Genomic DNA, 18578 nt, shown 5'->3' with positions numbered 1-18578 from the left:
CTTCATAACAGTGCAGGTCCGCCCGCGAGGAGCGGCACCCCGCCGCAACCCGCAGCGCAAACCGCGTCCTGCGAGAGTTTACACGTGGACGAGCGTGCCCTCGTCCTCACCTTGAACGATACGCTTGAGCGCGCCGGGCTTGACGATCGAAAACACGCGGATCGGCAGCTTCTGGTCGCGGCACAGCGCAAAGGCCGTCGCGTCCATCACCTGCAGATTGCGGCCGATCGCCTCGTCGAAGCTGATCGTCGAATAGCGCGTGGCCGTAGGATCTTTCTTCGGGTCTGCGGAGTATACGCCGTCGACTTTGGTGGCCTTCAGCACGACTTCCGCACCGATTTCCGACCCGCGCAGCGCGGCGGCCGTATCGGTCGTGAAGAACGGGTTCCCCGTGCCGGCCGCGAAGATCACGACCTTGCCCTCTTCGAGCTGGCGGATGGCGCGCGGACGGATGTACGGCTCCACCACCTGGTCCATGCGCAGCGCCGACTGCACGCGCGCCTCGATCCCGGCGTGGCGCATCGCGTCCTGCAATGCGAGCGCGTTCATCATCGTCGCGAGCATCCCCATGTAGTCGGCCGTCGCGCGGTCCATGCCGGCCGCGCCGCCCGCCACACCACGGAAAATGTTGCCGCCGCCGATCACGACCGCGAGCTGGGTGCCCAGCCGGACGACTTCCGCAACGTCTGCCACCATTCTTTCGATCGTCGCGCGATTGATACCAAAGGCATCGTCGCCCATCAGAGCTTCGCCGGAGAGTTTGAGAAGAACGCGTTTATAGGCAGTGGGCATAGAGGTATCCGATCGCGCCGAAGAGGATGACAACAACGTAGAACTGTAGGGGTGAAATGCTGGTTCGGGCAAGCGTCGCCAAATTCACCGAATCGCACTTGTGCGGCGGGCTCGGCGACGGCCAGGCAGGTATGAATCGGGCTGACCCGTCAGGCCCGGCGGCGCTTCCCGGCCGCGGCGGATGTTTTCACCCGCCGCGGGTACGACGTACTGCGCTTGCTTACGACTGCTTCGCTGCGGCAACTTGCGCGGCCACTTCGGCGGCGAAGTCGTCTTGACGCTTCTCGATGCCTTCGCCGACGACGAAGAGCACGAACTTCTGGACCGTCGTACCGGCGGCCTTCAGCATCTGCTCGATCGTCTGCTTGTCGTTCTTCACGAACGGCTGGTTCAAGAGCGACACTTCCTTCAGGTACTTCTGCACGCTGCCGTCGACCATCTTCGCGATGATTTCAGCGGGCTTGCCCGATTCGGCGGCCTTCTGCTCGGCGATGCTGCGCTCCTTGGCGATCAGCTCGGCCGGCACGTCGTCGGACGACAGCGAGACCGGCTTCATCGCGGCGATGTGCATGGCCACGTCCTTGCCGACTTGCTCGTCCGCGCCCGTGTACTCGACGAGCACGCCGATGCGCGTGCCGTGCAGGTAAGCGGCGACCTTGTTCGTCGTTTCGAAGCGCTCGAAACGGCGGATCGACAGGTTTTCGCCGATCTTGCCGACGAGCGCGAGGCGCACGGCGTCGACCGTCGAGCCTTCGAGCGGCAGCGCCGACAGCGCGGCCACGTCGGCCGGGTTCTGCGTGGCGATGAGTTCGGCCACGGTCTTCGCGAACGCGAGGAAATCGTCGTTCTTCGCGACGAAGTCGGTTTCGCAGTTCAGCTCGACGAGCGCGCCGGCGTTGCCGCCGATGAACGACGCGACGACGCCTTCAGCCGTCACGCGCGACGCGGCCTTGCTCGCCTTGTTGCCGAGCTTCACGCGCAGCAGCTCTTCAGCGCGCGCCAGGTCGCCTTCGGCTTCCGTCAGCGCCTTCTTGCATTCCATCATCGGCGCGTCGGTCTTCGCGCGCAGTTCTGCAACCATGCTTGCGGTAATTGCCGCCATCATCAGCTCCTTGAGTCTTGTCTGTCACACGCCGACGCGCTTTCGACGCGCACGGCAGGAATTTGTTTCCGGCATGCGTCGATTAAGACGCACTCACCGCTGTGGCCAGCCCGGACGGGCCGGCCGAAACTTAAAAAAAGGGGGCCTATGGAGAGCCCCCTTTTTTGCCGGCTGCGGGGCAGCTTTACGCTTCCCCGTTGACCTCGACGAACTCGTCGCCGTCATTGCCGCGCACAGCCTGGACCACTTCGTTCACTGCGTTCGCACGACCTTCGAGGATCGCGTCGGCCACGCCTTGCGCGTAGAGCGCAACAGCCTTGCTCGCGTCGTCGTTGCCCGGGATCACGTAGTCGATGCCTTCCGGCGAGTGGTTCGTGTCGACCACGGCGATGACCGGCACGCCGAGCTTGTTCGCTTCGGTAACGGCAATCTTGTGATAGCCGACGTCGACGACGAAGATCGCGTCAGGAATGCCGCCCATGTCCTTCACGCCGCCGATCGACTTTTGCAGCTTGGCGATTTCGCGTTCGAACAAGAGCGCTTCCTTCTTGCTCATGCGCTCGAGTTCGCCGGCTTCCACGGCCGCTTCCATGTCCTTCAGGCGCTTGATCGAAACCTTCAGCGTCTTGAAGTTGGTCAGCATGCCGCCGAGCCAGCGCGCGTTGACGTACGGCATGCCGGCGCGTTGTGCTTCCTCGGCGATCGTGTCGCGCGATTGACGCTTCGTGCCGACGAACAGGATCGTGCCGCGGTTCGCTGCCAGTTGACGCACGTACTTCAGCGCGTCGTTGTACATCGGCAGCGTCTTTTCGAGGTTGATGATGTGAATCTTGTTGCGATGACCGAAGATGAACGGGGCCATCTTGGGGTTCCAGAAGCGCGTTTGGTGACCGAAGTGGACACCGGCTTCCAGCATTTGACGCATGGTAACTGCCATGAGAATCTCCGCGAGGGTTGGGTCTTAAGCCGGCTGCCGTATCGGCCGCACCGCACCGCTTGAATCAGCGGACGCTTGATGCGGGCGACACCCTGGGTGCGCCGGCTTGCGAATGGATGCGCGATGGAGGGCCATCAAACCCCACGAGGCGCACCGCGATCAAGTCGCTACAAGCTTTGCCTGGGATCGCATTGCTACTACCCCATTATTCCCCACCCAGCTCATTCGAAGATTCGAAGGAATGAGAATGAGGAAAAATTAACTGCAAGACCCGATAGCGACTTAGCCAAAGAGTATAGCACGCGCGTGTTACCCCTCTCAAGCCGCGATTTGATTTGGCGCGTCGGCCGAGACTGCCGAGTACCGGTCGAACTGGAGGCCGAACCGGGGCCCGGCAAGACTCGCCGGGCTATTGGCCCGGCTGCTAAAGGCCAGCGACGGGCCTAATATGGTGCGATAATCGCGTAATTCACGCATTTCAGACCCGGACTCATGGCTATTACCCTCAAAAACGAACACGATATCGCGCAAATGCGCGTGGCTTGCCGCCTCGCCAGCGAAGTGCTCGACTACATCACGCCGTTCGTCAAGGCGGGCGTCACGACGGGCGAGCTCGACCGCCTGTGCCACAACTACATGCTCGACGTGCAGGGCACCGTGCCGGCGCCGCTCAACTACCAGCCGCCCGGCTACCCGCCGTACCCGAAGGCGACCTGCATTTCGGTCAACGACGTGATCTGCCACGGCATCCCCGGCGACAAGATCGTCAAGAACGGCGACGCGCTCAATATCGACATCACCGTCATCAAGAACGGCTACTTCGGCGACACGAGCCGGATGTTCATCGTGGGCGAAGGCTCGATCCTCGCCAAGCGCCTCGTGCAGACCACCTACGAATGCATGTGGCTCGGCATCGAGCAGGTGCGCCCGGGCGCGTTCCTCGGCGACATCGGCAACGCGATCCAGCGGCACGCGGAAGCGCAGGGCTACAGCGTCGTGCGCGAGTATTGCGGCCACGGCATCGGCACCGTGTTCCACGAAGATCCGCAGATCCTGCACTACGGGCGCCCCGGCACCGGCCTGGAATTGCAGCCCGGCATGATCTTCACGATCGAGCCGATGATCAACGCCGGGCGCCGCGAAATCCGCACGATGCCTGACCAATGGACGGTCAAGACGCGCGACCGCAGCCTTTCGGCGCAATGGGAACACACCGTGCTCGTCACCGAATCCGGCCATGAAGTGCTGACAGTGTCGGCGGGCACGCCCGCCAAGCCGCAGATCGCGGTGGCCGCGTAAGCTCGCGGCCGAGCCAGTCCGTTTATTCGTCCAACGCCAACACGCCCACTGCGCCCTATCACGCCGACACGCCGCCCATGAGCGCTCCCGCTGCCGCCCTTCCCCACGCCCTGTCGCTCAAAGCGGACTACAAAGTGGTCAAAACCGAACTGCTGGAGCGCTTCAAGACCTCGGCCAACGTCGATTCGCTGATGCGCTCGCTCGCCCGCACCACCGACGACGCCCTGCGCGGCGCTTGGGAAGCCTGCGAGCTGCCCGCGACGCTCGCGCTCCTCGCGGTCGGCGGCTACGGCCGCGGCGAGCTCGCGCCGTTTTCGGACGTCGACATCCTCGTCCTCCTGCCCGAAGACGCGCCGCCGCATATCGAGGCGCGCATCGAGCGCTTCATCGGCATGGCCTGGGACCTCGGGCTCGAACTCGGCAGCAGCGTGCGCACGGTCGCGCAGTGCATCGAGGAAGCGTCGAATGACGTAACGGTGCGCACTTCGCTGCTGGAGGCGCGGTGCATCGTCGGCAGCACGGCACTCGTCGAATCCTTCACCCTGCGCTACAACGAGACGCTCGATCCGCGCGCGTTCTTCCAGGCGAAGATGCTTGAAATGCGCCAGCGGCACGCGAAATTTCAGGACTCGCCGTACAGCCTCGAACCCAACGTCAAGGAAAGCCCGGGCGGCTTGCGCGACTTGCAGCTGATCCTCTGGATCACGCGCGCGGCGGGCTTCGGCAGCAGTTGGAAAGAGCTCGATGCACGCGGACTCATCACCGATCGCGAGGCGCGCGAGCTGCGGCGCAACGAAGGCTTCCTCAAAGCGCTGCGCGCCCATCTGCACGTGATCGCGGGGCGCCGCCAGGACATTCTGCTGTTCGATCTGCAGACCGCGGCCGCCGAGAGCTTCGGCCTCAAGGCGACGCAGACCAAGCGCGCGAGCGAACAGCTGATGCGCCGCTACTATTGGGCCGCCAAGGCCGTCACGCAGCTCGCGACGATCCTGGTCCAGAACATCGAGGCGCAACTCTTCCCGAAGACGAGCGGCATCACGCGCGTGCTGTCGGACCGCTTCGTCGAGAAGCAAGGGATGATCGAAATCGGCAGCGACGATGTGTTCGAGCGCTCGCCGAACGCGATTCTCGAAGCCTTCCTGCTATTCGAAGCGACGCCGGGCATCAAGGGCCTCTCGGCGCGCACGCTGCGCGCGCTCTACAACGCGCGCGACATCATGAACCAGCACTGGCGCCGCGATCCGGAAAACCGGCGCCTGTTCATGGAGATCATCAAGCAGCCGCACGGCATCACGCACGCGATGCGGCTCATGAACCAGACGAGCGTGCTCGGGCGCTACCTGCTCAACTTCCGGCGCATCGTCGGGCAGATGCAGCACGACCTCTACCACGTCTACACGGTCGACCAGCACATCCTGATGGTGCTGCGCAATCTGCGCCGCTTCGCGATCGCCGAGCACGCGCACGAGTATCCGTTCTGCAGCCAGCTCATCGCGAACTTCGAGCGCCCGTGGGTGCTGTACGTCGCGGCCTTGTTCCACGATATCGCGAAAGGCCGGGGCGGCGACCACTCGACGCTCGGCATGGCCGACGCGCGGCGCTTCTGCCGCGAGCACGGCATCACGGGCGACGACGGCGAGCTCGTCGTCTGGCTGGTCCAGCATCATCTGACGATGAGCCAAGTCGCGCAGAAACAGGATACGAGCGACCCCGAAGTCATCAAGCAATTCGCCGAGCTGGTCGGCACCGAGCGCCGCCTCACGGCGCTCTATCTGCTGACGGTCGCGGATATCCGCGGCACGAGCCCGAAGGTCTGGAACAACTGGAAGGGCAAGCTGCTCGAGGACCTGTACCGCACGACGCTCGCCGTGCTCGGCGGCGCTCGCCCCGATGCGCACTCCGAACTCAAGCAGCGGCAGGAGGAAGCGCTCGCGCTGCTGCGGCTCGAAACCGTGCCTGAGAACGCGCATCTCGCGCTGTGGGAGCAGCTCGACGTCGGCTATTTCCTGCGCCACGACGCCGCCGACATCGCGTGGCAGACGCGCGTGCTGTACCGCCACGTGCGCACCGAGACGGCCATCGTGCGGGCACGCCCGTCGCCGATCGGCGAGGCGCTGCAGGTGCTCGTCTACGTGAAGGACCGCTCCGACCTGTTCGCGGGCATCTGCGCCTATTTCGACCGGAACGGGCTCTCGGTGCTCGACGCGCGCGTCAGCACGACGCGCCACGGCTATGCGCTCGACAACTTCATCGTCGCGCACACCGAAGACGACGTGCACTATCGCGACATCGCCAATCTCGTCGAGCAGCAGCTCGCGGCGCGGCTCGCGGTCGAGGCGCTCTTGCCCGAGCCGTCGAAGGGGCGGCTCTCGCGGCTCTCGCGCACGTTCCCGGTCACGCCGCGCGTCGACCTGCGGGCCGACGAGCGCGGTCAGTACTACATCCTGTCCGTGTCGGCCAACGACCGGCCGGGTCTTCTTTATTCGATTGCGCGCGTGCTGGCCGAGCACCGGGTCGGCGTCCATGCGGCGCGGATCAATACGCTCGGCGAGCGCGTCGAGGACGTGTTCCTGCTGGACGGACGCGGCCTTTCGGACAACCGCCTGCAAATCCAGGTCGAAACCGAGCTGCTGCGCGCCATCGCGGTCTAACAGCCCCCATATTCGCCGCCTCGCGCCCTATCCCGCCGATGTCGTCGGGGACATGCGGAGCGGTCCAGCGTTTTGTTGAGAGAGTTTATGCGCGTCAAATTGACAGCCAAGCATCCGCGACCGGCAGCGCCGGAACGCGCCCCCGTCCGTTCCGGCAGCGCGTCGGCACGCAAACCCGTGCGGCCCGCTCGCCCGGCGGCGGCGAAGACCGATCGGCCGGCCGGACCGGCCCGCGCGCCGGCTTCCGGTCCTGCCGGCGCTGGCCGGAGCGCCGGCGACGCACGCCCGCCGCAGTCGCCCGCCAAGCGAGCCGCGCCGGCCGGAGCCACGAAGAAAGACAGCAGCACGGTGCGCTCCGGCAAGCCTGCCCGTGCTGGCGCTGAGACCAGCAAGCGCGCCTATACGGAGCGCCCGGCGCGCCGCGATGCCGCGCCCGCCGATGCCAAACGACCGCCGGCTGCGCGCGGAGAATGGAGGCGCGACGGCGAAACGCGCAGCGATAGACGCGATGAGCGTGCGCCTGCCAAGCGCCCGACGCGGGCAAACGGGGAACGCGAACGCGGCTATGCGGCATCCGAACGCCCCGCCGGAGCCCGCCGCGATACGTCCGAACGGACGCGCGGCGGTTACGGCGAGGGCCGCCCGTCCGATAAACCCCGCCAAGGCGCCGCCGGCCGCCCGGCAGGCGATTCGCCGCGCGGCGGCCTCAAAGTCGGCAGCCCGGTCAAGCGCTCATTCGTCGAGCGCGACGATCGCGCGTCCGAAACGTCGTCCAAGCGGCCGGCTGGCGAGCGGAACGCGCGCCGCGACGGCACACCATCGCGCGAGCGCGCAAACCGCGCCGGGTCGGACACTCGCGAGGACACACGCCCAAGCGCTCGCCAATACGCCGGGCGCCCGGCGCGCGCGGACGATGCGCACGGCCGCAAACCGGCCTCGGACGCACGCGCCCGCAAACCCGCTGCCAGCCCCAGCCCCGCTGCGGCCAAACGGAACGAATCGGAATCCCATGCAGAGGAAGCCGGCATGATGCGCCTCTCGAAGCGCATGTCCGAACTCGGCCTGTGCTCGCGCCGGGAGGCGGACGAATGGATCGAAAAGGGCTGGGTCCTCGTGGACGGCGAGCGGATCGATACGCTCGGCACCAAGGTCCACGCCGGACAGCACATTGAGATCGTCGCGAATGCACGCGCGGCTCAGGCCAAGCAGGTGACGATCTTGCTGCACAAGCCGGTCGGTTACGTGTCCGGCCAGGCCGAAGACGGCTATCAGCCGGCCATCACGCTGATCACGCCGGCCAACCATTGGGACGGCGATCGCTCGAACATCCCATTTTCCGCGAACCATCTGCGGCAGCTTGCGCCGGCCGGACGTCTCGACATCGATTCGACCGGCCTTCTGGTGCTGACGCAGGACGGCCGCGTCGCGAAGAATCTGATCGGCATCCACTCGCCGATCGAAAAGGAGTACTTGGTGCGCGTGGCCTACGGCGAGCGCACGACGGACATCGATCAACACTTCCCGGCGGAACTGCTGGCGAAGCTGCGGCATGGTCTGTCGCTCGACGACGTTCCGCTGCGGCCCGCCAAGGTCAGTTGGCAAAACGGCGAGCAGCTGCGATTCGTCCTGCGCGAAGGCAAGAAGCGTCAGATCCGCCGCATGTGCGAATTGGTCGGCCTGCAAGTGGTCGGCTTGAAGCGTATCCGGATGGGCCAGATTCCGCTGGGTCAGTTGCCGCAGGGACAGTGGCGCTATCTGATGCCGGACGAGGAGTTTTGATCTTCGTCCCGCGCGCGGCTTGGGCGAGCCCTTCCGCGCGGCGGAAAAGCCCGCATCGAAAATCGATGCGGGCTTTTATCGCTCGACGGCCGGCGCGCTTCAGTCGTCGCTATTCGGTTCGAGGTCGGGGAACAGGACTTCGGTGAAGCCGAACTTCGCGAAATCCGTGATCCGCATCGGATACAGCTTGCCGATCAGGTGATCGCACTCGTGCTGCACGACACGCGCATGAAACCCTTCCGCGACACGATCGATCGGGTCTCCGTACTGATCGAAGCCCTGATAGCGAATCATCGAAAAGCGGCTGACCACCCCACGCATGCCCGGGACCGACAGGCAACCCTCCCAGCCCTCCTCCATGTCCTGAGAAACCGGCGTGATGGTCGGATTGATGAGCACCGTTTCCGGCACCGACGGCGCATCGGGATAGCGTGCGTTATGCCCAAAGCCGAAGATGACGACCTGCAGATCGACGCCGATCTGCGGTGCGGCGAGACCCGCGCCGTTCGCGTCGTGCATCGTGTCGAACATGTCCTTGATGAGCACATGCAGCTCTGGCGTATCGAAATGGTCGACGGGTTGAGCGATTTGCAAAAGGCGCGGATCGCCCATTCTGAGAATTTCGCGAATCATTGGGTGTGGCCCTCCAGGAGCTTGCGCATACCATCTTCGTCGAGCACGGGGATGCCGAGTTCCTCGGCCTTCGCGAGCTTGCTGCCGGCTTCTGCGCCCGCGACCACGTAGTCGGTCTTCTTCGAAACGGAGCCGGCGACTCTCGCCCCCGCCGCCTCCAACATTTCCTTGGCTTCCTCGCGCGCGAGCGTGGGCAAGGTGCCCGTCAGCACGATGGTCTTGCCGGCGAGCACGCCTTGCGGCGCTTTCGGCGCCGGCGGCCCTTCAGTCCACGTCACTTTGCCGGGGCCGCGCAACTGCTCGATGACCGTGCGGTTGTGCTCTTCCGCGAAGAACTGATGGATCGCTTCGGCGACGATCGGGCCGACATCGTTGACCTCGAGCAGCTCTTCGACAGACGCGTTCATGATCGGATCGAGCGAGCCGAAATATTTGGCGAGATCCTTGGCCGTCGATTCGCCGACGTGCCGGATTCCGAGCGCGTAGATGAAGCGCGCGAGCGTCGTGCTCTTCGCCTCCTCGAGCGAATCGAGCAGGTTCTGCGCCGACTTGTCCGCGAAGCGGTCGAGCGCCGCGAGCGTCGAAAAGCCGAGATTGAAGAGATCCGCAGGCGTTCGCACGAGATTCTGCTCGACGAGCTGATCGATGATTTTCTCACCGAGACCGTCGATATCGAGCGCGCGGCGTTGCGCGAAGTGCCACAACGCCTGCTTGCGCTGCGCCGGGCAGAATAGGCCGCCCGTGCAGCGCGCGATCGCCTCGTCGGGCAGCCGCTCGATGCGGGAGCCGCACACCGGGCATTCGGTCGGCATCACGAATTCGTGCGCGTCTTCCGGACGCCGATCGAGTAAGGCGGAGACCACTTCCGGAATCACGTCGCCTGCGCGCCGGACGATGACGGTGTCGCCGATCCTGATGTCCTTGCGGCGCACTTCGTCTTCGTTGTGCAGCGTCGCGTTCGTGACCGTCGCGCCACCGACGAAGACCGGTTCGAGGCGCGCCACCGGCGTGATCGCGCCGGTACGGCCGACTTGCACGTCGATCGCGAGGAGCTTCGTCAGCGCTTCCTGCGCCGGGAACTTGTGGGCAAGCGCAAAGCGCGGCGCGCGCGAGACGAAGCCGAGCGCGTCTTGCTCGTCACGGCGATTCACCTTGTAGACGACGCCATCGATGTCGTACGGCAGCGACTCGCGCTTTTCGCCGACGTGGCCGAAAAACTCGAGCAATCCCTGAGCGCCTTGCACGACCGCGCGCTCCGCGCAAACCGGCAGGCCGAGTTCGCTGTACCAATCGAGCAGTTCGCTGTGCGTCGGCGGCATCTCCGTGCCTTCGAGCACGCCGATCCCGTAGGCGAAAAAGGACAAGGGCCGCTGCGCCGTGATCTTCGGATCGAGCTGGCGCAGGCTGCCGGCCGCCGCGTTGCGCGGGTTCGCGAACTCGCGCTGCTCCGCTTCCCGCTGGCGCGCGTTCAAGCGTTCGAAATCGCGCTTGAACATCAGCACTTCGCCACGCACTTCAAGCACGCGCGGAATGCGCCCGCCCTTGAGCTTGAGCGGAATCGAGCGGACCGTGCGGATGTTTTGCGTGACGTCTTCGCCCGTCGCGCCATCGCCGCGCGTCGCGGCTTGCACGAAACGGCCGTCCTCGTAGCGCAGCGAGATCGCGAGGCCGTCGAACTTGAGTTCGCAGGCGTAGTCCACCGGCGCTTTGTCGAGTGCGTCGGACACACGCTTGTCGAACGCGACGATGTCTTCGTCGGCAAAGCCGTTGTTCAGCGATAGCATCGGCATCGCATGCACCACCGGCTCGAAGCCGCTCGCGGCCTGACCGCCAACGCGCTGCGTCGGCGACTCCGGCGTGATCAGGTCGGGGTGCGCCGACTCGATTTGCTCGAGCTCCTTGAAGAGCCGGTCGTATTCCGCGTCGGGCAAATCCGGCTGATCGAGCACGTAGTACGCATGGTTCGCGCGCTCGAGCTCGGTGCGCAGCCACGCGGCGCGCTCTGCCGGCTTGTCGGGGGACGGTTCAACGGTCGTTCGTGCCATGCTGTGGCGCTATCTCGGAAAAAAATCAGACCCCAGATTATCGCAGGAAGCGTGCCCCGTCGCATCGGCCGAATGGCCAATCAACGCGAGGCGGCGCACACGCTGCAAGGCGTTTGGATAGACCGTTCGGCTAACGCATGCCTCGCTCAATTGACAGTCGTCCGGCGCAATGCGACTGTTGCGGCCACCACGACCACTTCACGCGGCACGGCGGGCTCGCAAGCGGCCGCGCTGTGTCAGACACTCGGAGGCAACCGATGCGGCGACTCCCCTTGTTTTTGCAAGCCATGCGCCTTCGAGCCATGGCCTGCTTGCTGGCCTGCGCGGCGCTCGTTGTGGCCGGCCGCGCGTTCGCGGGTGAGCAAGTCATCTCCGTGCCGGTGGCCGATGGCGCGACGATCGCCTATTTGCTGACGCAACCGGACACGAGCGCGCCGCAGTGGATACTCGTGATGTTCCCCGGCGGCGAAGGCGAGCTGCAGTTGTCGCAAAGCGCCGACGGCGCGATCCATATGCTGGAACAGGGCAATTTTCTCGTCCGCGCCCGTACGCTTTTCGCCGTCGACGGGTTCGCCACCGCGATCGTCGACGCGCCGTCCGACCAGCCAGGAGGCTACTCCGACGGGTTCAGGGCGTCGCCGCGCCATGCCCAGGACCTCGAAAAAGTCACCGCGGATCTGCACCAGCGGTTCCCGTCCGCCAAACTCGTGCTGATCGGCACGAGTCGCGGCACGATTTCATCGGCCTTCGTCGGGCGCGCGCTTCCCGATGTTTGGGATGCCGTCGTCCATACGTCGACCTTGAGCAGTCCGTCGCGCGGACAAGCGTTGCCGCTCGCCGGATTCGACTTTGGAGCGATCCGCCCGCGCCAATTGTTCGTCCATCACGAAGACGATGGGTGCTTTCTCTGCTCATATCACGCCGCCCAGCAAATCGCGTCGGGACACGACCTCATCACGGTGCACGGCGGCATGGCGCGCGGCAACCCTTGTCAGGCGAAGGGGCACCACGGTTTTTATGGCCAGGATCAAGCGGTTGTGGCTGCCATCAAGGTGTGGATCGCGGGCGGCGCGTGGCCGAAAGAAGTGGATTGAGCGCGGCCGCGCGAGAGAGGGAGCCTACTGCGCCCAATGCCCGATATCCGCACGCACCAACGAAAAGCCCGTCTTCCGACGGGCCTCGCTTCTTCGAACTCGGGGTGAAAGCCGCTCGACTTACTGGCTGAACAGCCGCCGCGTAGCCGGCGAACCGGCCGGAATCCCCGCTTCCTCGAGCTTCGCATACAAGGTCATGAGTTGCTTTTCGATCGCCAGCAACGCGGCCTCCGGCAGCGGACGCCGCTGATCGTCGACCACCCGCGCCCCGATGCGCTCCGACAGCGACTTCGCGTAGTCGCACATGAGCCTGAACGGAAGGATGTCTTCGTCGGCGACCGGCACGTCGAGGATCAGCGTGATCATCTGGCCGCCCTTGTAAGTGAGGTCATCGCGCAGAAAATTGGTGTCGCCGAACTGCAGCATGAACACCGGGCTTTGCTTCGCATCGAGCTTCACGAAGCGCGTGCCGTCACGCGACAGCAAGAGCCCGTCCTGAGACGCGACCGCTTGCACGTAATTCGCCGACCACGGCGCACCATCGGACAGCACGTTGATCGACAACTGCGCGTCGCATTGGGCCGCGAAGGCGTCGAGCTCGCGCGCCATCGACACCGTCTCGAGCATGTCGGGGAATTCGGGAGCGCCGTCGATCGCGTCCGCGAATTGCTGCACGCCGGAAACGAACTCCGAGAACTCGAGTTCGTTCAAGGGACCGCTGCGATTCGCCAACTGCGCGGCCGCGCGCAACTCTTCGTAGCGCACGCCGTTTTGCAGCAGCTCCCAACCGTTGGCGCCTTCGGGCTTGCCTTCGATATATACCGGCTTGCTGCCCGCGCGGCGCAAACGCTGCGCGAGCGGAATGATCTTTTCGCCCGCGAGCGGACCACCCAGGCGGATCGGCACGATGCAGTCGATACGGCGATCGACGATGTGCGGCGGAGCCGCCGAGATGGTCGTCGCAGCGGGCAGGATCGGCTCCTCGCGCTCATCCGCGACGGCGGGCTCGACTGCCGCCTCTTCGGGAAACCCGTTAGGCGTCGTCGATTCAGCCTGGATATCGGCTGGCGTATCGAGCGGCGCCACGCCGCCGAAACTCGGCTCTAAGCGCGCAGCGCTCTCGGCTTCCGGCGCATCCGCAAGCGACGGCTCGCGGCGTGCGCTCGCCCGCGCGGGTTCGATGAACGGCAGCTCTTCTTCGTGATCCTGGCGCGCGAGCGTCTCGGCGGCATCGGGCGGCATCGGTCTCGGCATCCTGCGGCGCACCTTCGCACCCTGCCACGCGTTGTACACGACCACGCCCCCCACCACCACGGCCCCTGCGCCGATCAACCCGAGTGTCAACTCGTCCATGCACGCTCCATCAGCAATTCTTTATGTGCGGCACGCAAGCGCTCGACATATCGCGCGGCAAAGGGCCGCTGCGACGAGCGTCGCGTGAAGCGGTTCAAACCGTATTCTGTGCAAAACCCGCGGCCGTTTCCATGTCGACGGCCACGATTCGGGACACACCTTGCTCCTGCATTGTCACACCGATCAGCTGCTGCGCCATCTCCATCGCGATCTTGTTGTGCGAAATGAACAGGAACTGTGTTTTGTCCGACATCGCACGCACAAGGTTCGCGAAACGTTCGGTGTTGGCGTCGTCGAGCGGCGCGTCCACTTCGTCGAGCAAGCAGAACGGCGCCGGATTGAGCTGGAACATCGCGAACACGAGCGCTGTCGCGGTCAGCGCCTTTTCCCCGCCCGACAGCAGGTGAATCGTCGAGTTCTTCTTGCCCGGCGGCTGCGCCATCACCTGCACGCCCGCGTCGAGGATCTCGTCGCCGGTCATGATGAGCTTCGCCTGCCCGCCGCCGAAAAGGCGCGGGAACAGCTCGCCGAAATGGCGGTTCACTTCGTCGAACGTGCCTTGCAAGAGCGTGCGCGTTTCCTGGTCGATCTTGCGGATCGCGTCTTCGAGGGTTTCGATCGCGCTCGTCAGGTCGGCCGATTGCGCATCGAGGAAGGTCTTGCGCTCGCTCGCGGCAGCCAGCTCATCGAGCGCCGCCATGTTCACCGGCCCGAGCGCGGCGATCGCGTTGTTGATGCGCGTGACTTCGCCTTGCAGGTATGACGGCTTCATGTCCGGCGTGAGCTTCGCCTGCAATTCGGCCTCGTCGACGCCGGCTGCCGTCAGCTGTTCGATGAACTGCTCGCCGTTGATGCGTGCGGCCTGCTCCTTCAGCTGCAGCTCGTTGATCCGGTCGCGCAGCGGCTGAAGCGAGCGCTCCGCGGTCAGGCGCATTTCGTCCGCCTGGCGCAGCTTCGCCGTCAAATCGTCGAGTTCGAGGCGGGCTGCGTGCAGCGCTTCTTCCTTCACAGCGCGGATTTCCAGCGCGTCCTGCAGACCCGTGTGCGCGGTTTGCTCGTTGATGGTTTCGAGTTCCGCGCGCGCGTCTTCGAGCGAGGCGGCCACGCGCTCGCTCTGCTCGTGCGCGACCTGGATGCTGCGCTTCAATTCGTCGATGCGATTCGCCATGTTGCGCACGGCGAAACGCGCGTCGGTGGCGTTGCGGTCGAAATCGCGCGACTGGCCGCGTGCGATCGTCAGCGCTTCGTCCAGCGCCTCGAACGCCAGTTGATTGTCTTCGAAGCGCGCTTGCAATTCGGCGAGCTGGCCGTCGAAGCGTTCGAAATTCGCTTCCGATTCGGCCCGCTGAGCGCGCTGCTCTTCGATCTGTGCGCCGATCTCCTCGAGCTCCTCGCGAATCTGCGTGCTGCGCTGCGTGTAACGCTCATGCGCCTGCGTGAGCTTGAGCACGTCCATCTGCAGCGCGTGCACGCGCTGCGTGGCGCGCTCGGCTTCGCCACGCACATCGGCAAGCGCTTGCGACGCCTGCGTATGCGCCGCTTCCGCGCGGATCGCGGCGGCCCTCGCCTCATCGGCGAGCAAGCCCTGCGCGCGCACTTGGCGCGTCAAGTTTTCGATTTCCTGCTGGCGTGCCAGCATGCCGGCCTGCTCGGAATCGGCCGCGTAAAGCTGCACGCCGACGCGCGTCACGAGATGCCCCGCCTTCACGACGAACATGGCGCCGTCGGGCAGTTGCGAGCGCATCGCGAGCGCCTGCGCGAGATCGTCGGCGATGAACGCCTGACCGAGCCATTCGTTCAGAACGGCGCGAATGCCGGCATCGTCGATGCGCGCGAGCGACAGCAACGGACGCAGCGTCGCGGGCGCTTCGCGCGGCACGCCGGCCGCGGGCGGCGCGTAGAAGGCGAGCTTGGCGGGTGGCGCATCGCTCGCGAATGCCTTCACCCAATCGAGGTTGGAGACTTCGAGCGCGGCAAGCCGCTCGCGCAGCACGGATTCGAGCGCCGTTTCCCAGCCGGCTTCGACGTGCAATTTCTTCCACAGACGCGGCAACGCACCGAGCTCGTGCTTGTCGAGCCACGGCTGGATCTTGCCTTCGGTCTGCACGTTTTCCTGCAGTTGCTTGAGTGCGGCAAGACGCGCTTCGAGCTGGTGAATCTGTGCGCTTTCGGCCTGCACGCGCTCCTGTGCCGCGCGGCGCTCGCCGTCGAGCCGCGGCAGCGTTTCCTGCGCATCGGCGAGGCGCGCTTGCGCGTCGTTCAGGATTTCTTCGTGCTCGGCAAGCTGCATGCGCAGCTCTTCGAGCTGCGCTTCGTCCGGCGCGTCGAGCCCGCCCGCTTCCGCTTTCAGCCGTTCATGACGCTGTTGCAATTGCTGCAGTTGCTGGTCGGCATTGCGTTGATGCGCCGCTTCGAGCTTGAGCGACTGCTCGGTCTGGGCGATCCCGCCGCGCTCGTCATTGAGCTGGTTCTGCGCGTCGCGCCAACGCGATTCGAGCGCCGGCATCGCGTCGTGCTTGGCCGCCGCTTCCTCTTCGGCCTGCACCGCCTTTTCTTCGGCGATCGCGAGCTGTTCCTCGGCGTCCTCGATGTCGCCGCGCGCCTTCTCGGCCTGCATCTGCCATTGCTCGCGCTGCGCGGCCAGCGCGGCGATCTGCGCCTGCACGCGGTTGCGCGATTCGACGATGAACTTGATCTCGGCTTCGAGGCGGCTCACTTCGGAATTCGCCTCGTAAAGCGCGCCTTGCGCGCCCTGCATGGCGTCGCTCGCCGAGTAGTGCGCCACCCGCAGCGTTTCCAGTTGCGCCTCGACTTCGCGCAGCTTGGCGGTCTGCGCTTCGAGGTCGATCTGCGCGGCGCTGATCGCGCGCTGCTGCTTCTCCTGCTCGCCCGCCGCTTCGTTTTTGCGCAACAGCCACAAGAGGCGCTGCTTTTCCTCGCCGTCGGCTTGCAGCTCCTTGAACTTGGTCGCGACGATCGCCTGCGCTTCGAGCTTCTCGAGATTCGTGCCGAGCTCGCGAACGATGTCCTCGACGCGCGTCAGGTTCTCGCGCGTATCGTGCAGGCGGTTCTCGGTCTCGCGGCGGCGCTCCTTGTACTTCGAGACGCCTGCAGCCTCCTCGAGAAACACGCGCAACTCTTCCGGCTTCGCCTCGATGATCCGCGCGATCATGCCCTGCCCGATGATCGCGTAGGCGCGAGGACCCAAGCCGGTGCCGAGGAAGATGTCCTGGATGTCGCGGCGGCGCGCCGGCAGGTTGTTGATGTAGTAGCTCGACGTGCCGTCGCGCGTCAGCACGCGCTTGACGGCGATTTCCGCATATTGGCCCCACTGGCCCGCGGCGCGGCCGTCGGCGTTGTCGAACACGAGTTCGACGCTCGCGCGGCTACCCGGTTTGCGTGCGGTCGAGCCGTTGAAGATCACGTCCTGCATCGATTCGCCGCGCAGCTCGGAGGCGCGCGATTCGCCGAGCACCCAGCGCACCGCGTCGATGATGTTGGACTTGCCGCACCCATTGGGACCGACCACGCCGACAAGCTGGCCCGGTACCTGGAAATGCGTGGGATCGACGAAAGACTTGAAGCCAGCGAGTTTGATCGAGGTCAGACGCACGGCGATATCGCTGATTGAAAAGGGAAAATGAAAACAGATCGCGGCGCTTGACCCGTTGTAGTCGCGAAAAGTGGCGAGAACTCGGGACCGGGCCGCGACGCTTAAAATTTGGGGCCGCGTTCAATCGAAATCGAAGCGCGGCCCGCGAGCAGTGGCAATCATACCATCGCGCGTTGCCCATCCTGACGCTTGGAATCGTCGCCGAGCCCCGGTTCGGCGTCGCTCCCGGCCGCCGGTTTGCCGCGATGAAGCCAGCTCGAGAGCACCGATGCGAGCACGATGCACCCGCCGCCCGCCCATTCGCGCGCGCCCGGGACTTCACCCGCGAGCAGCCACGCGGACAGCGCCGTCACGACAATCTCGAACAGCATGATGATCGACGCGCGATTGGCGGGTACCCGGGCAAGCCCGTATTGAACGAGCATGTTGTTCGATGCGAGCGCGAACCCAAGTCCGAGCACGAGCAGCGCGGCGACGCCCAAATGCGCGCCGGCGGGCGGCGCCGGCATCGCCTCGAATAGCGACGCGACCGAGCTGAAGATCGCCGCGCCGCCGAAGATCGTCGCCGTGCGCATTTCCGGCTTCATGCCGGGCAGCACGCGGCTCGCCTTGAGGATCAGCACATTGCTCATCGCGAAGCTCATGCCCGCGGCGAGCCCCGCCCATTCGGCGAGATTGCCCGGCAGCGGCAGACCGAGCTGCGGCGACCACAGCATCAGCATCGCGCCCATCAGCGACAGAGCCGCGAGCGCGGCGCCCGTCCAAGTCAGCCTTTCATGCAGAATGAAATGGGCGAAAAGCGCGGTCCAGGCGGGGGTCAGATAGAAGAGCAGCAGCACCCGCATGACCTCGCCGTGGATCGTGCCCCAGACGAAGCCGAGATTCGTCACGCCGGCGGCGAACGCCAGCGCGGGCAGCACCCAATGCCAGCGGATCGTCGCAATCGCGCGGCGCCGCACGATCAGCACGAAGCCGCAGGCCGCGGCGCTCGTCAACGCGCTCGCCGCGGTGCCGGTGACGCCGAGCGCGGCCAGCAAGCGCAACGGGTACCAGACGAAGCCCCATACCGAGGCGCCCAGCATGATCGCAAGCGTCGGCCAGCCGTTGCGAATCCGATCATTCATTCCATCCATTTCCTATGTTCGTGGCGCGTGCTCGCGCCTGACTCGACGTTCGACGTACCGAGGGGCGCATCGCATGCCGACCCGCCTCCAATGACGCCCGAACCACGCCGAAAAGCCTTTGGCGGCAAGCGCGAAGCCTGTCCGGCCACGCTATAA

The 18578-nt window shown here is 65.4% G+C and carries 12 protein-coding genes; 4 read left to right on the top strand and 8 right to left on the bottom strand.

What is annotated here, in order from left to right:
- Window positions 1–78: 78 nt before the first annotated feature.
- From pyrH to rpsB, 3 genes are all read right to left on the bottom strand, one after another.
- Complete coding sequence (gene pyrH / locus FAZ95_RS09110) at window positions 79–792, bottom strand: UMP kinase (RefSeq protein ID WP_137332150.1); 714 nt, start codon at window positions 790–792, stop codon at window positions 79–81.
- Between the two features lie 220 nt (window positions 793–1012).
- Window positions 1013–1894 carry a translation elongation factor Ts gene (gene tsf, locus FAZ95_RS09105; protein WP_137332149.1) on the bottom strand — a complete coding sequence of 294 codons (882 nt, stop codon included), beginning with the start codon at window positions 1892–1894 and terminating at the stop codon, window positions 1013–1015.
- 184 nt (window positions 1895–2078) lie between these two features.
- Window positions 2079–2831 (bottom strand): 30S ribosomal protein S2, encoded by a 753-nt coding sequence (gene rpsB, locus FAZ95_RS09100; protein ID WP_137332148.1) that lies wholly within the window; start codon window positions 2829–2831, stop codon window positions 2079–2081.
- A gap of 492 nt (window positions 2832–3323) precedes the next feature.
- On the opposite strand from rpsB, the gene map reads away from it, so the two are divergent.
- The 3 genes from map (at window position 3324) to FAZ95_RS09085 (ending at window position 8560) form a co-directional block, all read left to right on the top strand.
- Window positions 3324–4130 carry a type I methionyl aminopeptidase gene (map, locus tag FAZ95_RS09095; protein WP_137332147.1) on the top strand — a complete coding sequence of 269 codons (807 nt, stop codon included), beginning with the start codon at window positions 3324–3326 and terminating at the stop codon, window positions 4128–4130.
- 77 nt (window positions 4131–4207) lie between these two features.
- Window positions 4208–6781: a [protein-PII] uridylyltransferase gene (locus tag FAZ95_RS09090; RefSeq protein ID WP_137332146.1), complete on the top strand. Its 2574-nt coding sequence runs from the start codon at window positions 4208–4210 to the stop codon at window positions 6779–6781.
- Window positions 6782–6868: 87 nt separating this feature from the next.
- Window positions 6869–8560: a pseudouridine synthase gene (locus FAZ95_RS09085; protein ID WP_137332145.1), complete on the top strand. Its 1692-nt coding sequence runs from the start codon at window positions 6869–6871 to the stop codon at window positions 8558–8560.
- A 99-nt stretch (window positions 8561–8659) separates the two neighbouring features.
- Here the strand turns inward: FAZ95_RS09085 and def are convergent, their stop codons facing one another.
- Window positions 8660–9193 (bottom strand): peptide deformylase, encoded by a 534-nt coding sequence (def, locus tag FAZ95_RS09080; RefSeq protein ID WP_137332144.1) that lies wholly within the window; start codon window positions 9191–9193, stop codon window positions 8660–8662.
- Window positions 9190–11238, bottom strand: coding sequence for an NAD-dependent DNA ligase LigA (gene ligA / locus FAZ95_RS09075; RefSeq protein WP_137332143.1), 2049 nt, complete (start codon window positions 11236–11238; stop codon window positions 9190–9192). Before ligA ends, def begins: the two co-directional genes overlap by 4 nt.
- 257 nt (window positions 11239–11495) lie before the next feature.
- On the opposite strand from ligA, the gene FAZ95_RS09070 reads away from it, so the two are divergent.
- Window positions 11496–12332 carry an alpha/beta fold hydrolase gene (locus FAZ95_RS09070; protein WP_254699859.1) on the top strand — a complete coding sequence of 279 codons (837 nt, stop codon included), beginning with the start codon at window positions 11496–11498 and terminating at the stop codon, window positions 12330–12332.
- A 120-nt stretch (window positions 12333–12452) separates the two neighbouring features.
- Here FAZ95_RS09070 and FAZ95_RS09065 read toward each other — a convergent pair whose 3' ends face one another.
- From FAZ95_RS09065 to FAZ95_RS09055, 3 genes are all read right to left on the bottom strand, one after another.
- Window positions 12453–13685 (bottom strand): cell division protein ZipA C-terminal FtsZ-binding domain-containing protein, encoded by a 1233-nt coding sequence (locus tag FAZ95_RS09065; protein WP_137332142.1) that lies wholly within the window; start codon window positions 13683–13685, stop codon window positions 12453–12455.
- A gap of 94 nt (window positions 13686–13779) precedes the next feature.
- Entirely contained in the window at window positions 13780–17298 is a 3519-nt protein-coding gene (gene smc, locus FAZ95_RS09060) for a chromosome segregation protein SMC (RefSeq protein ID WP_137332141.1), read from the bottom strand.
- 158 nt (window positions 17299–17456) lie between these two features.
- Window positions 17457–18422, bottom strand: coding sequence for a DMT family transporter (locus FAZ95_RS09055; RefSeq protein WP_137332140.1), 966 nt, complete (start codon window positions 18420–18422; stop codon window positions 17457–17459).
- Between the last annotated feature and the right edge of the window lie 156 nt (window positions 18423–18578).

The organism is Trinickia violacea (genome assembly GCF_005280735.1).
In the GTDB taxonomy this organism is placed as follows: Bacteria; Pseudomonadota; Gammaproteobacteria; order Burkholderiales; family Burkholderiaceae; genus Trinickia_A; species Trinickia_A violacea.
The sequence above is the reverse complement of the archived record's forward strand: the minus strand, read 5'-3'. Positions and strand labels throughout refer to the sequence as shown.